The 13,586-nt window shown below is 44.1% G+C and carries 16 protein-coding genes; 4 read left to right on the top strand and 12 right to left on the bottom strand.

The window, feature by feature from the left end:
* The first annotated feature begins 39 nt into the window (after positions 1 to 39).
* A complete protein-coding gene (locus EV282_RS01800) occupies positions 40 to 210 on the top strand; it encodes an aspartyl-phosphate phosphatase Spo0E family protein (protein WP_077360478.1) in 171 nt (56 codons plus the stop codon).
* Between the two features lie 105 nt (positions 211 to 315).
* On the opposite strand, the gene EV282_RS01795 is transcribed toward EV282_RS01800, so the two are convergent.
* Entirely contained in the window at positions 316 to 1,263 is a 948-nt protein-coding gene (locus EV282_RS01795; RefSeq protein ID WP_130293257.1) for a nucleoside hydrolase, read from the bottom strand.
* Positions 1,264 to 1,337: 74 nt separating this feature from the next.
* Positions 1,338 to 1,754 (bottom strand): thiol-disulfide oxidoreductase DCC family protein, encoded by a 417-nt coding sequence (locus EV282_RS01790; protein WP_130293256.1) that lies wholly within the window; start codon positions 1,752 to 1,754, stop codon positions 1,338 to 1,340.
* A gap of 145 nt (positions 1,755 to 1,899) precedes the next feature.
* On the opposite strand from EV282_RS01790, the gene EV282_RS01785 reads away from it, so the two are divergent.
* The 3 genes from EV282_RS01785 to EV282_RS01775 all read left to right on the top strand — a co-directional run bounded on the left by EV282_RS01785 (position 1,900) and on the right by EV282_RS01775 (position 5,054).
* Positions 1,900 to 2,568 carry a DUF975 family protein gene (locus EV282_RS01785; RefSeq protein WP_130293255.1) on the top strand — a complete coding sequence of 223 codons (669 nt, stop codon included), beginning with the start codon at positions 1,900 to 1,902 and terminating at the stop codon, positions 2,566 to 2,568.
* A 165-nt stretch (positions 2,569 to 2,733) separates the two neighbouring features.
* Positions 2,734 to 4,353, top strand: a complete 1,620-nt coding sequence (locus EV282_RS01780; protein ID WP_130293254.1) for a hypothetical protein — start codon at positions 2,734 to 2,736, stop codon at positions 4,351 to 4,353.
* Positions 4,354 to 4,358: 5 nt separating this feature from the next.
* Entirely contained in the window at positions 4,359 to 5,054 is a 696-nt protein-coding gene (locus tag EV282_RS01775) for an OmpA/MotB family protein (protein ID WP_130293253.1), read from the top strand.
* A 43-nt stretch (positions 5,055 to 5,097) separates the two neighbouring features.
* Here the strand turns inward: EV282_RS01775 and EV282_RS01770 are convergent, their stop codons facing one another.
* The 10 genes from EV282_RS01770 to EV282_RS01730 all read right to left on the bottom strand — a co-directional run bounded on the left by EV282_RS01770 (position 5,098) and on the right by EV282_RS01730 (position 13,584).
* On the bottom strand, positions 5,098 to 5,583 hold the full coding sequence (locus EV282_RS01770; protein ID WP_130293251.1) for a hypothetical protein: 486 nt from the start codon (positions 5,581 to 5,583) through the stop codon (positions 5,098 to 5,100).
* A gap of 133 nt (positions 5,584 to 5,716) precedes the next feature.
* Positions 5,717 to 6,586 (bottom strand): AraC family transcriptional regulator, encoded by an 870-nt coding sequence (locus EV282_RS01765; protein ID WP_130293250.1) that lies wholly within the window; start codon positions 6,584 to 6,586, stop codon positions 5,717 to 5,719.
* A gap of 114 nt (positions 6,587 to 6,700) precedes the next feature.
* Positions 6,701 to 6,877, bottom strand: coding sequence for a hypothetical protein (locus EV282_RS20060; RefSeq protein WP_165389316.1), 177 nt, complete (start codon positions 6,875 to 6,877; stop codon positions 6,701 to 6,703).
* A gap of 112 nt (positions 6,878 to 6,989) precedes the next feature.
* Entirely contained in the window at positions 6,990 to 7,952 is a 963-nt protein-coding gene (locus tag EV282_RS01760) for a DMT family transporter (protein ID WP_130293248.1), read from the bottom strand.
* 167 nt (positions 7,953 to 8,119) lie between these two features.
* Entirely contained in the window at positions 8,120 to 8,599 is a 480-nt protein-coding gene (locus EV282_RS01755; protein WP_130293246.1) for a hypothetical protein, read from the bottom strand.
* A 213-nt stretch (positions 8,600 to 8,812) separates the two neighbouring features.
* Positions 8,813 to 9,343, bottom strand: coding sequence for a chromate transporter (locus tag EV282_RS01750; RefSeq protein WP_130293244.1), 531 nt, complete (start codon positions 9,341 to 9,343; stop codon positions 8,813 to 8,815).
* Positions 9,340 to 9,921, bottom strand: coding sequence for a chromate transporter (locus EV282_RS01745; RefSeq protein WP_130293242.1), 582 nt, complete (start codon positions 9,919 to 9,921; stop codon positions 9,340 to 9,342). Before EV282_RS01745 ends, EV282_RS01750 begins: the two co-directional genes overlap by 4 nt.
* A 41-nt stretch (positions 9,922 to 9,962) precedes the next feature.
* Positions 9,963 to 11,615 (bottom strand): gamma-glutamyltransferase family protein, encoded by a 1,653-nt coding sequence (locus EV282_RS01740; protein ID WP_130293240.1) that lies wholly within the window; start codon positions 11,613 to 11,615, stop codon positions 9,963 to 9,965.
* Positions 11,616 to 11,633: 18 nt separating this feature from the next.
* Entirely contained in the window at positions 11,634 to 12,608 is a 975-nt protein-coding gene (locus tag EV282_RS01735; protein WP_130293238.1) for an ABC transporter ATP-binding protein, read from the bottom strand.
* The gene (locus tag EV282_RS01730; RefSeq protein WP_130293236.1) at positions 12,580 to 13,584 is read right to left on the bottom strand and encodes an ABC transporter ATP-binding protein; all 1,005 of its coding nucleotides are present in this window, start codon (positions 13,582 to 13,584) and stop codon (positions 12,580 to 12,582) included. The genes EV282_RS01735 and EV282_RS01730 overlap by 29 nt, the downstream gene beginning before the upstream one ends.
* Positions 13,585 to 13,586: the final 2 nt, after the last annotated feature.

The raw sequence follows: 13,586 nt of genomic DNA, 5'->3' as shown, positions 1-13,586 counted from the left end.
GAAGCAGAAGTGGTTATTATAATTTAGGGGGAATGGACCATGAGCAGAAGCAATGCTCTTGTCTTAACTACAGAGATAGACGCCATTCGCACGACCATGTATGAGGTAAGCAAAAAAGTCAACAATCTAGCAGATCCGCTGCTTGTTCAGTTGAGTCAAATTCTTGATGAAAAGTTAAACAAACTTGATCAAATTAGAGATTGTGCTTAAATAACATCATAATATAACTGCGAATTTTACCGGAGTCCATGTCTGCATTGATAGGAAGCCGGTTTTTTATTGCATTCTATCCTTCTATCAATTTACTAACTGTACTTATTTAAACTCTTCCCCAGTCATCACGCTCATAAAATCATTGAAAAAGTAAGTGTAATCAAAGTCAAAAGCGATTCGATGCTTTTTTTCTTGCTCCCCGAACTGAATATACGGCCTGATATCGGCAATACTTTGACCTCTAGCAATCATTTCATCGCTAAAGACGATATGTACCGGCAGCGTCTTGTAGCTGAACATATTTTCGCGAATACTGGCCATCAGTGTTATCACATCGTGTACTGGGCTTCCTTGAATCAGAGGGTTGTTATTTTTATAAAACTTATAATAGAAATCCAGCAATGGTTTTACAAGAGGAGCTTTTCCTTTGTAGTCAATGTAATTCACCATTTCTGGTGTGACTAAGGCGCGGTCTGTCACATTCAAAGGGATGATGGTTACATTTTCAGCGTAGGTCAGGACAATTCTAACCGCTATCGGATCACCATGAAAATTCGCTTCAGAAACCGCAGTAACGTTGCCAGGGACCCAGAACGCTCCACCCATAATATAGTAAGCTTTCACTTTCTTCATCAAGGATTGAAACAGAATAAACATCGTGGCTAGAGATGTAAGTCTGCCAACGTTAACGATTATCAGTTCGTTTTCGTATTGATTGATTAAGTTGACAATCTCGAAAAAGTTTTCAATAACCCCTTCATAGGTTCCCGGTTCGATCGGTCCTAAGCCGTATTCTCCGTGCACTTCAGGATAAAATGTCGGTTGTTCCCCTGTCATCGGAACCTCTGCTCCACCAATGATTTTTACTTGTTCAGGGAAATTAAACATTTTAGCAATATAATGCACATTGGCAATCGTCTTCTCTCTGGAAACATTTCCATAGTCAGAAACCACGCCAACAATATCTATTTCGTCGCTTAAATATGCGTATGTCAAAGCTATGGTATCATCTATTCCAACATCCCCAAAGAACAAGACTTTTTGCCCCATAATAAAAACCCCTTTTAGGTTTTTCTTCTATCCTATTAAGAGGCTTATATTTTTATGAAATTTGTCATTAAAAACTATTTTAAAAACCTTTTCCTTAGCTCTGGTGTTGGAATCATACAACTCTCGCGCTTACCAAACCAGTTGTACCGGTTTTGAGCGACCTTTTTATAAAAGAAATTTCGGATTACTTTTGGCACAACCGCTAAAATTTTCCCTATGCTGTATGGGAACTTTAGATGATGCGTTACTTTCAATACGGCGTCAGATGCCGTATATACCTGATCACCGGATATCAGGATGACCGAGTTTGTCTCGTTTGGATCAATCTTAAAGTGAGTTAGCAGCTTTTCCCCTGCTTCAGACTGGATGGCAGCGAACTTAAGATTCTGGTTCTTCTCGTTTTTTAATATGAATTGCACACTGGAGTTACAGAGGTTGCATACCCCGTCAAAAAGAAGAACAGGCTGATATTCTCGTTCAAGATTACTCATTTGCACCTCTCCAGTCCGTTTAATCACTACTTCTATTTTACTAATAATCTGGTGTTAAACAAAATGATAGTGTACCCATAAATTCGTACTATTCACCATAATATCGTAGTATAATCAACTGAGAGTTCAGGAAAGGTGAAGAGGTATGAAAATTAAAACGTTTAAGAAAGAAGCGAAACAGCATTTAAAAGGACAATGGGGACGAGCAGCGTTATTCACCCTGCTTTTTGGTGCTATATATTACGTAATTCCATTGATCATTGAAATAAATCAGAGCGGCGGGTTTGAAAATTGGATATCAACTGATGCTACTACCGGTGCTACCGCAAGTACTTTCGTGATAACACTCGTACTGCTGCCATTGTATATCGGATATTTATGGACATTCTTATCTGTTATTCGTAAAGGAGAAAAAATTAGGTTTTCCGGTCTTTTTCAAGCATTTTCAGAGATCAGCATGTACTTAAAACTCCTTGGAACGTACCTCGTTATGATGGTTTATATGTTCTTATGGTTTCTTCTTTTTGTCATTCCAGGTATCATTAAAGCTTTTGCTTATTCACAAACGTATTTTGTATTAAAAGATAACCCTGATATCGGGATTAATGCCGCGATCACAAAGAGCCGCAAGCTGATGCACGGCCATAAGTGGAAGTACTTCCTCCTGCAGCTGAGTTTTATTGGGTGGATCATCCTGAGTTTAATCACTCTTGGGATCGGTTTTATCTGGCTATCTCCTTATATTAGTGCGTCAAATGCCGCATTTTATAATGAGTTGGTGAAAAAGCACAGCGATGATGAAGTTATAGCTTAAAAAAGATAAAACATAGTTCTTTGGAAAACCCCGGAATTGTCCATTCGAGATGGACAATTCCGGGGTTTTTGTATTTGTTTGGGGTCAGACCCCATTTCCCTAAATATTTCCCGCAACTAGGACATATCTATCAGTAAAGAAGACAAGACATCTAAGGGGGGCATTATGGATCAGCTTACGTTAATCGTCGTCGGGGTCATTGGATTTCTGATTTTCCTAGGTATCGTTGGATATACACAGACTGCCTATCATTTTCGGAAATGGACGAAAGAAGTGCAGCAGCTTGAAACGAATCCGGAGCAGCAGGCTTACTCACATTGGATTCAGCGTGTTACAACAGACTACAAGCAGTTTCATCTCGCTGGTGTTCCGCAGCTCAACACACAAGCGCTCATCGAAAAGCACCTATATAACGAAAGGATTCCGTTGCTCGGAATTTTCAGGGTGCCTGTCGGCAACATCCAAAAACTGCTGAGCCAGCTTCCGTCGTTCACCATCATCCTTGGTGTACTCGGAACTTTTATCGGACTTACCCTTTCCCTTTTATCCATGCAAGATACACTAATGACGCTTGGCACACAGCCAGCTGATTCAAATCTTACTTTGAACTCGATTATCTCATCGCTCACAGCTCCGTTTGAGGGCATGAGTGTTGCCTTTTTCACGAGTATCGCCGGGATTGGGGCGGCGCTTTTTCTCAACCTGATTCAGTCAGGCTTTTTTTCACAAGGTACTTCCCTTTCTTATATGCAAAACAAGCTTTTAGCAGATTGTGAAGTCTATCTGGATCACCATGTGAACAGTGTCCTGATCAACGACAAGCCTCAGGATTCTGTTGAACGCTTGCTCGACCGACTTGCTGCACGTGTCGAATCTTCATTCGATAAAACACTTGGAGAGTTCGCTTCACAGATGGTGAATTTTACAGCAGGTCTGCAAAAAGCGATGGAAGACGTAAATGGCATTTTTGAAGCGCAGCGCCAGCATTCTGAACGTTTCGCCGCTTCCACTACTCAGCTCGATGAGTTCGGCCAGCGTTTTAACGAAACAACAAAAGAGCTTGGTACGATTCAAAAAACAGTCGACACAAGCATCAACGCACTCGCCAAAAATATCTCCTCGTTCGAGCAGCAGCTAAAAACGAGCAACGAACGGCACACACAAGGCCAGCAAAAATTTGAACAGCTCATACAGCGTTCGGATAAAATGCTGCAGGAAGCTCAGCGCAGATCAGAAGAACACGCTCAGGCCGTGCTTCGCGGCATGCAAGAACAGCTTCAGCACTACCAGAACCAGCATGACGCCTTAGAAAACCGTCTCGCTCAAAAGCAGGATGAGTGGCATTACCGCTATTCTGAAAAACAAGGCGAATACGGCAGAGCTTCAGCTGATTTCGCATCATCTGTCGGCCAGCTTGAAAAAAGCTTTTATTCTGCGGTTGAACACATCAAACGAGATTTTACAGACCAAGTCCGAAACATCATGGACAGCCAGAGTCGCCAGCTAGCATCGATCTTGAATAACTCGCAAAATCAGCACAGCCGTGATGACGATATGCGTGAACTTGCACGTACGCTTGAGAATCTGCATCAAGGCTTAAACCGCAGCATCACTGACAACAACCGGACACTTTCAGACATGTATCATCTTATGCAGCGCATCTACCAAGCTGCCATGAACCAATCGAACCAGGTTGTCTATGAGACTCGGATTCCCCGTCAGCCTGACTATGTCGAGGATGAGCGGATGCCTGAGATCTCTCAGCAGAATTTTAGGAGACGGTGACCGGTATGAAGGCGCGTAAATCCTACTACAACAGCGACGATCAGGATACGAAAGAAATTTTCTGGCCGAGTTTTACCGATATGATGGCCATGATGGTGCTCGTCATGGTGTTCATCGCCATTCTCGCTTATGTGCAGAGCATCTACAACGCGTATGATCAGGCGCAGATCAAGCGTGAGCTCGGTCAAGTGGCTGAGGTGAAGAAGCATATCTCTGACCTCATTCAAAAACAATTGGAAGAAAACGTTGGCAAAGACAAGATCATTCGCGGTCCGAACAACACGATCTCAGTGGAAGGAAACATTTTATTCGATACCGGGAGTGCGGATATCTCTGAAAAAGGAAAGCAGGTTCTCGATCCGTTAGCCGATGCGCTCGCCGCGATCATCGAGGAAAAAGACATGAGCCAATACCTCTACATCATCTTAATCGAAGGACACACCGACTCGGTTCCTTATGACAACTGGTCGCTTTCCACTCAGCGTGCGGTTGCGGTCGTTGACTATCTCGGAAAAGCGAACCCTAAACTCGCTAAGAAAGAATATGCGCAGTACTTGGCAGCAACAGGCTACAGCGAATATAAGCCGATTGCAGAAGGCAATTCAGCAGATGCACTTCAAAAGAACCGCCGAATTTCCTTTCAAATTATCTTGGATGACGACAAGTGGCAGAGCAAGCTGAAGGAGATCGTTGAACAGTAACAAATAAAAAAACGAGCGGGCTTCCGCTCGTTTTTCTGTTTTCTCATCCACTCAACTGAGAGGGCTTCCTGTTCAATTTCCGACTAAAATAAATAAAAATTGGAAGCGGAATCACAATAAACCCTAAACTTTTTACAATTTTATTTGCTGCTCTCTGTTTCTTATGAGCGATCTCATCCTCTTTCGCCTGATGGTACTCTTTTAGCAGTTCCTCTTCTGTCTCTCGTTCCGGCAACGGGTTTCCGTTCACATCGAATTCCCCCGGCCGGCTCAGTTTGAATTCATTAAAGCTAACCGTATACGGGTTTGGACTAACAATATCCGCTAAGTTCGTGAAAACACTGATGCCTCCTCCGATCGTTAACAGAAGCGTTGTGAATAAAGTCAAATACACATACAGATGCTTAAACAACAGTGCCCCTCCATCCTCTACAGAAGCAGATTTTGAGCGGGTTGCTGCTACAGCAACACCGGCAAACATCGCGATGATCACAGCCATGAATAGAATGATATAGTTTGTATCGATCATGCTCCTGCCTCCTCTCATTGAAGTTGTCCACTCTCTCTATATATTTCGATTCATAAAAAAGCATTCCTTTATTTAGAACTTTTTCACCAGCAAAAAAGCATCGGCTGCAGGAAGACCGATGCTTTCTTTATCTTTATTTCTTTTTAACAGGTATCCAAATCTCACTTCTGAACGTTGGCGACGAGGTGTCTTTATCCGCGTTCCATAAGATTTCCGGCCCTTCCGTCTGTTCATAACTCGATGACGGAAACCACTCAGAGTATATCCGTCCCCATATATTCTGCAGCGTTTCCGGAAACGGTCCGACCGATTCAAAAACAGCCCAAGACGATGCCGCAACCTCCAGCTTCCCCAAATGGTCCAGACATTCCTCCGTTGTTGCTGCACCAATATAATGATCCAGCTCACTGTTCTCAGCAAGCCTCTCTGAAAAGTTTGCTGATGCACTGATCAGTCCTTTTGGCTCGACGTTCGATAAGCCCTTCAACTCGTTGATCAGATTCATATTCATACTCTGCCACATAGCCGCGATCTCAGGATTTACTCCCTCATAGATCAGCGGCACTCTCTTTTTTATACCAACGATACGAAACTCGTCTTTCTCCACGATCCGATAGTTCATTTCACTTCCTCCTTTTATTGATAATTGGAAGGTCATGCGTGGATAAGCTTTTAACGAATGCCCATTTTTTCTGGCTTCTGATGGTGTCACGCCATGCAGCTGCTGAAACGCTTTTGTAAAAGCATCAGGTGAGCTGTACCCGAATTTTATCGCTACATCAATAATCTTTGCATCACCATGTACGAGTTCAAAAGCGGCTAGTGTCAATCTTCGCCGGCGGACATATTCAGATAACGGGAAACCCGCGAGAAAGGAAAACATCCGCTTAAAATGGTACTCCGAGCACCAGGCGCGTTTTGCCACTTCCACCATATCAATCTCATACTCTAGGTTTTCCTCCAAATACTGAATCGCATCATTTAAACTTTTAAGCGTATCCACATCTAAACCCTCCTCTCACCAATAAAGATAGCTGGAAATCTTGTTAACCACCCGACATTCTATATATTCATTCTAACGGATTTTTCTGCATCAAAAAAAGAAAGGTGGATGTTTTTATCCATCTTTCCCTTTGTTATGTGTTCGTTTCACGGTACGTGTTCTTTTTATTATTACACGTTCACGCAGAAACAGGCCTGTTTCACGCAGGATGAGACCACTTTCACGCAATACAATGCTTGTTCCACGCAAGACTGCCTTCGTTTCACGCAGAACACCTTCTGTTTCACGCACTAACCCCTTTTCTCACAAAAAAACAACCGCTGCTACGGGCAACGGCTGTTCAAAAGTTACTATATAAAAGGGGGGGTAGTACTACTATTCCCAACTCACATTTTTTTATTCATCATTTTGCAAGATTGATAGATTTTTTTTGAACGACTTCTGTTTTTCCGTAATAGCTGTGTAAAAACATGCCCAGCATGATGACGAGCACACCAAATAATGACAGCATGGTTGGCGTGGCGATCGATAACAGCCACATTTCGCCTGCCAGCACGAAAATGATTTCAGCGGATTGCGTCGCCTCCACACCTGCTAGTTTCACAGGGTTATTCGAGCAAAGATCAGTTGCCTGGAAAAAGAGAACAGTTGCGATAACACCTGAAGAGATCGCGACTAAAAAACTTTGCCAAAGCTGGTCTGTTGTCGGTGCCCCGCCTTGAAACCAGCCGACAGCCGCAAGCACAATCCACCATGGAAGCGATGCGATTGTCATACCAAAAGCCCGCTGAAACGCATCAAGGCGCTTATTCGTAACGATCATCATCTTTCGGTTGCCGAGCGGATAGGCGATCGCCGCAATGAGAACCGGCAGAACCACATACAGCCAAGCCGCACCGTTCACTCCGTCCGCTTCCTGAATTTGAACAAGTCCGACCCCTGCCAATATGAGCACAGAGAAGCCAAGACCCTTAAACGGAATTTTTTGCCGTGATCCTTTGTTCTTCCCTTCTCCTTCATAAAAAAATGGAACGAGCAGAGATCCCGCGACAATCGTAATCTGCCAGGTTGCCGCGACGAGCCATGCCTCTCCAAATCCTGCTGCATAAGTGATCGGTGCATAAAACAGCACAAATCCGACCGAACTCCATAAAAACCACGTTCCGAACCGCGCTCTTAGTTCCTGAAAGACCGGCTTGATGTTTCCACGCATCCAAACGATGATCCACAATAACGGAACCATGTAAAAAAAGCGAAGCGATGCACTCCAGTGCCAGCTTCCACCCGTTAAATCCATCGACCGGTTCAATATAAAGGTGACGCCAAAGAAAAAGGCGGCAGCGATACCCAACAATATTGGTTTCATTCTGATGACCCCCGCTTCCCTAAAAAGTATTCATTTGTTTTGTCCAGAATGACTGTTACATAATATTGAAATAATTCTATCACAAGGAAGTTAGAAAAAACTGTTTCAACGTTTACTAAACACAAAAAAAACGCCTGGAAGACTATCATCCAAACGTTCCACTCACTTTACCCAAGAGGATTCTTCTCTAAAGTTTTCTGTTTCATAACATCCCACGCTGCTTTTCCATCTGTTGGATAGCCGTTGTGAGTGATTGGAATCAACGAAAAGAACACGAAATAGAAGGAAAAATACACAAATTGATAGGTGAAGATGCCAGCTTTTATGATTTCCGTATGAATGAGCCCATTAACGATCAACATGCTAAGAATCGTAAAAAAGGGACCGCCAAGATAAACCGCAACTAGATGTCTTCTTGTATGGTTCTTCAAATTTTCATATTCACACCAGCCATCCCAAAAGTATAGCTTTCGGATATGACATGGGCCGATCTTAAACAATCTGTTGCCGCTTCCAATATGGATGTGCACTTTCCCGCCCGTTACTTTTCCAAAAAAGAGATGACCTGCTTCATGTATGAAGGTCACAATCGGTAACACAAGAAAAAATGAAAAGAAAAACTTCCACATATCCTCAAACCCAAACATGTACATCCCTCCTATTTCCTAGATTTTTCAATAGTTAGGTATACTGTTTCCTATATCTCGTACTCTCACACTAGGCTTTTGACCTGAGTTTTTTACAGAAAAAGTAGGGAGAGGATGATGATTCCAATAATTCAACGTTTATCTTACGTGCCCCTTCTTTTTAACTACTTAAACACGAAAAAGACGAAACCCACATCCAGGTTCCGCCTTTCATCAAGCTAAAAATACTGCACCATATCCAATTGATCCGATAATCACGAACACAGGAGACACCTTCACTTTCTCCATCAGGAAAAAGCTTAATACGGCCAAGAACAGTGTATGCATCCAGCCAACACCTGTAAATGATTCGAAAAAGAATTGATACGCCATGATTCCGAGCAGTACAGCGATTGTTGGTTTTACATACCCACTCATATTCTTCACTCTTGGGGAGTCTTTGAATTTATAAACGAGTCCAAGGAAGGCTACCATCAGTAATAGGGATGGAGCCACTGTGGCAAAAACGCCTACCAATGCTCCTAGCCATCCGCCTTCCTGAAACCCGATATAGCCTGCCATTTTCGTAGCGATCGGTCCCGGAAGTGCGTTACCAAGTGCCAATACCTCCGTAAATTCGGTTACCGAAAGCCACTCGTAACGATCTACCACTTCATTTTCAATCAAGGGAATGGAAGCAGGACCGCCGCCATAACCAAGGATACCTGGTATAAAAAATGCGAGAAAGATGTGCCAGTATGTCATCCTGTCTTTTCTCCTTCCCGCACGCGTACTACGTTTTCCTTCTTTTCTTTAACTGGACCAAAAAGGGCGTATGCAAGTAATAATCCGATCACGATACCTGGATGCACACCAAGAAACTGCAAAAGCAAGACGCCCGCAAATATATGAATCAGACTGATCTTTAGTCCGAGGCTCTTTTTCGAAGCATCAACGAACTGCCATGTTAAAACGGCTAGCATCACGGCAACTACTGGTATAACGCCTTTTGTCATCCCTTGCACCCATGGCTGATCTTTATATTCTCTTAACGACGTCAACAATAGGATCATGAGAAAAATCGTTGGGAGCATGGTAGCCAGGAGTGCGATGATTAGGCCGGGAAATCCAGCGACACGATAGCCGATATAGCCTGCCATCTTGGTTGCGATCGGTCCCGGCAGTGTGTTTCCGAGCGCCAGCACATCTCCGAACTCTTCATCGTTCATCCATTTGTATTTTCCGACTACTTCTTTATGAACTAAGGGGATAGAAGAGGGTCCTCCCCCGTATCCAAGCATGCCTGACCGGAAAAAGGCAAGAAACAAATTGAGATAAGTCATGTTATCAAGTCCTTTGTTCTGGGTTGTTTTTGATGGTCTTTTTACCAAGCGGCAATCGAGCCATCTGTTCTTCCTTCTGTTCCTCCTGCGAGCACGCCTGTTTCTGGATCTCTCCATATGATCTGGCCGCGGCCGAAATTCCCCGAATCCATCGCAACCTGCACATCGTGCCCTCTTCTTGCTAATTCATCTGCAATATGAGCTGGCAATGAGCGTTCAACAAGTACTTTTTTATCCTCCATCCATTGCCATCGTGGCGCATCCAATGAAGCTTGAGGATTTAAATGGAAATCTACCGTGTTCATCACGACCTGCACATGGCCTTGGGGCTGCATATATCCGCCCATCACACCAAACGGACCGACCGCTTCCCCATCTTTTGTTAAAAATCCTGGGATGATTGTATGATACGTTTTCTTACCAGGTTCAAGTGCGTTATCATGGTCAGGGTCTAATGAAAAATCGTGTCCCCTGTTCTGAAGTCCGATCCCTGTTCCAGGAACAACGACGCCTGATCCGAAGCCCATGTAATTGCTTTGGATAAACGACACCATGTTTCCATCATCATCTGCTGTTGCTAAATAGACCGTTCCTCCGCTTGGCGGAATGCCAGGCTCCGGCTGAAGCGCTTCAGATCCGATCAATTCTCGTCTTACAGCCGCATACTCCTCACACAATAACCCTTCAACCGAGACACTCATTTTCGCCCTGTCGGTTACATATTTTTTAGCATCCGCAAAACCGAGTTTGATCGCTTCAATTTGTTTATGATACGTTTCCGCTGATTCTTTTTCTGTAAAATCAAAGCCTTTTAACGTGTTGAGTGCCATGAGTGCAACGATTCCTTGCCCGTTCGGCGGAATCTCCCACACCTCATACCCCCTGTAATTTACTTTGATGGGATCTACCCACTCTGGGTAAAACGAAGCCAGATCCTCACTGCGTAAAAATCCAGCTTGCGTTTCAGAAGCTTCGGCTATCCTTTGTGCGAGAGCACCTCTGTAAAAGGACTCGCCATTTGTGTTTGCGATATCTCGTAGTGTCTGTGCATGGTCAGGCGAACGCCAAATCTCGCCCACTTCAGGAGCACGTCCATCAGGTGCAAAGGTTTTAAACCAGCTCTCAAATTCTTTACCCTTTATTTCCCGTTTGTACGTTTCATAAGCTCGTTTCCAGTACTTTCCGAGGATTGGAGTCAGCGGGTAGCCTTCTTCTGCATATGAAATCGCGGGTTGGAGTACTTCTTCAAATGGCAGTTTTCCGAACCGGCTAGAAAGCTCTGCCCAGGCTGCCGGAGCTCCCGGAACAGTGACAGGCAGCCAGCCGAACTTTGGCATCGTGTCAAACCCAGCCTTCTTCACTTCCTCAATCGAAATTCCTCTTGGCGCGGGACCGCTCGAATTCAAGCCATGCAGTTCGCCGTTCACCCAGACGAGTGCAAAAGCATCTCCCCCGATTCCGTTTGATGTCGGTTCAACAACAGTGAGACAAGCTGCTGTTGCGATCGCTGCATCAATCGCGTTTCCGCCATTTTTTAAAATATCAAGACCCGCTTGTGCCGCTAATGGCTGGCTCGTTGCGACCATGCCTTTTTTGGCGTAAACGGTCATCCTCTGAGAAGAATAAGGGTTATTCAATGCATTGTACGTTACGTTTTGTTTTTTATGTGGTAATGTTTGATTCGTTTGATTCATCTTCTTCACCTCTCGTATTTACCTTTCATGGCAGGCAATAAAATGGCCGGCATCAATTTCGCGCCACACCGGTTTTTCTGTTGCGCAATGATCTTTCGCGATCGGACAACGGGTATGAAACGGACAGCCCGTCGGTGGATCGGAAGGACTCGGCAGATCGCCTGTGAGCCGGATCCGTTCTCTTTTTCGTCCGACAGCTGGTCTTGGAATAGCGGACAACAACGCTTCTGTATAAGGATGCGTAGGATTTTCATATAATTTTTCTACAGGCGCAAGTTCAACCATCTGACCTAAGTACATAACGAGCACCCGGTTACAAAGGTGACGAACGACTCCCAGATCATGCGAAACGAACAAATACGTCAATGCGTGCTTTTCCTGCAGATCTTTTAGTAATTTAATAACTTGTGCTTGTACGGAAACGTCGAGTGCTGAAACGGGCTCATCACATACGATAAAAGAAGGATTGATGGAAATCGCACGGGCGATACCGATCCGCTGCCGCTGACCACCGCTGAACTCATGCGGATAACGCTCATAATGCTCTTCTTTTAAGCCTACTTCGTTTAAAAGCTGGATCACTTTTTCTCTTCTTTTCTGAGCTGACAACTGAGTATGAATAATTAACGCTTCTTCTAGTGCATCGCCAATCCGCTGTTTTGGATTAAGTGAAGCGTACGGATCCTGAAAGATCATCTGCATCTCTTTTTTGAACGGCTTTAACTGGCGTGCTGAGTACTTACTGATGTTATTCCCGTTAAAGACAAGTTCTCCTTCTGTCAGAGACTCAAGTCCAAGGATTGTTCGCCCCAATGTTGATTTTCCGCAGCCCGACTCACCAACGACACCTAATGTTTCTCCTTTATAAATATCGAGGGTAATTCCATCAACTGCCTTCACATGGCTTTTTACTCGCTGAAGCAAACCGCCTTTTACGGGAAAGTGCTTCTTTACATTTTTCACACTATAAAGAACTTGCTCGTCTACCGCCATTCTGTCCTACCTCCTCTTGCAGCCAGCATCGTACGTTCTGTTTATCGGTTACGGAAAATGTCTTTGGTGAGTCACTGAAACATTTGTCAAAAGCATGCGGACATCTCGGATGAAAACGGCATCCGCTGATCTTTTCATTCAGCATCGGCATGGATCCTGCGATTGGCTTCAGTTCAAAATCAGGATCATCCACGTTTGGTACCGAAGACAGAAGTCCTTTCGTATACGGGTGCTGCGGGTTTTCAAAGATTTCTTCTACCCGTCCTTCTTCTATCACTTCTCCTGCATACATGACGATGACACGGTCTGCGATCTCGGCAACAACACCCATGTCATGTGTGATCATGATCATGCTCATGTCTAATTCTTCTTTTAGATCGTTCAATAGATCAATAATCTGCGCCTGGATGGTTACATCCAATGCGGTTGTTGGTTCATCTGCAATCAGCAAAGACGGATTACAGGATAAAGCGATGGCGATCATGACCCGCTGTCTCATCCCGCCGCTTAATTCATGCGGAAATTGGTTCATCCGTTCTGCTGGCGACGGAATTCCTACCATTTTTAAAAGCTCGATACCTCTTGCATGCGCTTGTTTCTTTGATAGTTTTTGATGGATCATCAGAGGTTCACGAATTTGAAAACCTACTGTAAAAACAGGATTCAAGGCTGTCATCGGTTCCTGGAAGATCATCGAAACATCGTTTCCGCGCAGCTTCTGCATTTCTTTTGGAGACATCGAAGCTAAGTTTTTATTATTAAACGAGATTGAACCCTCTGTTATACTTCCGTTTGAAGGCAGGAGCCCCATGATGGAAAGGGCTGTGATACTTTTACCACAGCCTGATTCTCCAACGATGCAGAGCGTTTCTCCTTTTTTTACCGAAAAAGAAGCGCCGCGGACAGCCGGCAATAGACCGTCCGCAGACTTAAACTTTGTTACTAGATTTTTCACTTCTAATACAGAATCTTTCATCG

It is taken from the genome of Fictibacillus sp. BK138, assembly GCF_004216955.1.
GTDB lineage: Bacteria > Bacillota > Bacilli > Bacillales > Fictibacillaceae > Fictibacillus.
This window is presented reverse-complemented; position numbering and strand designations above follow the sequence as displayed.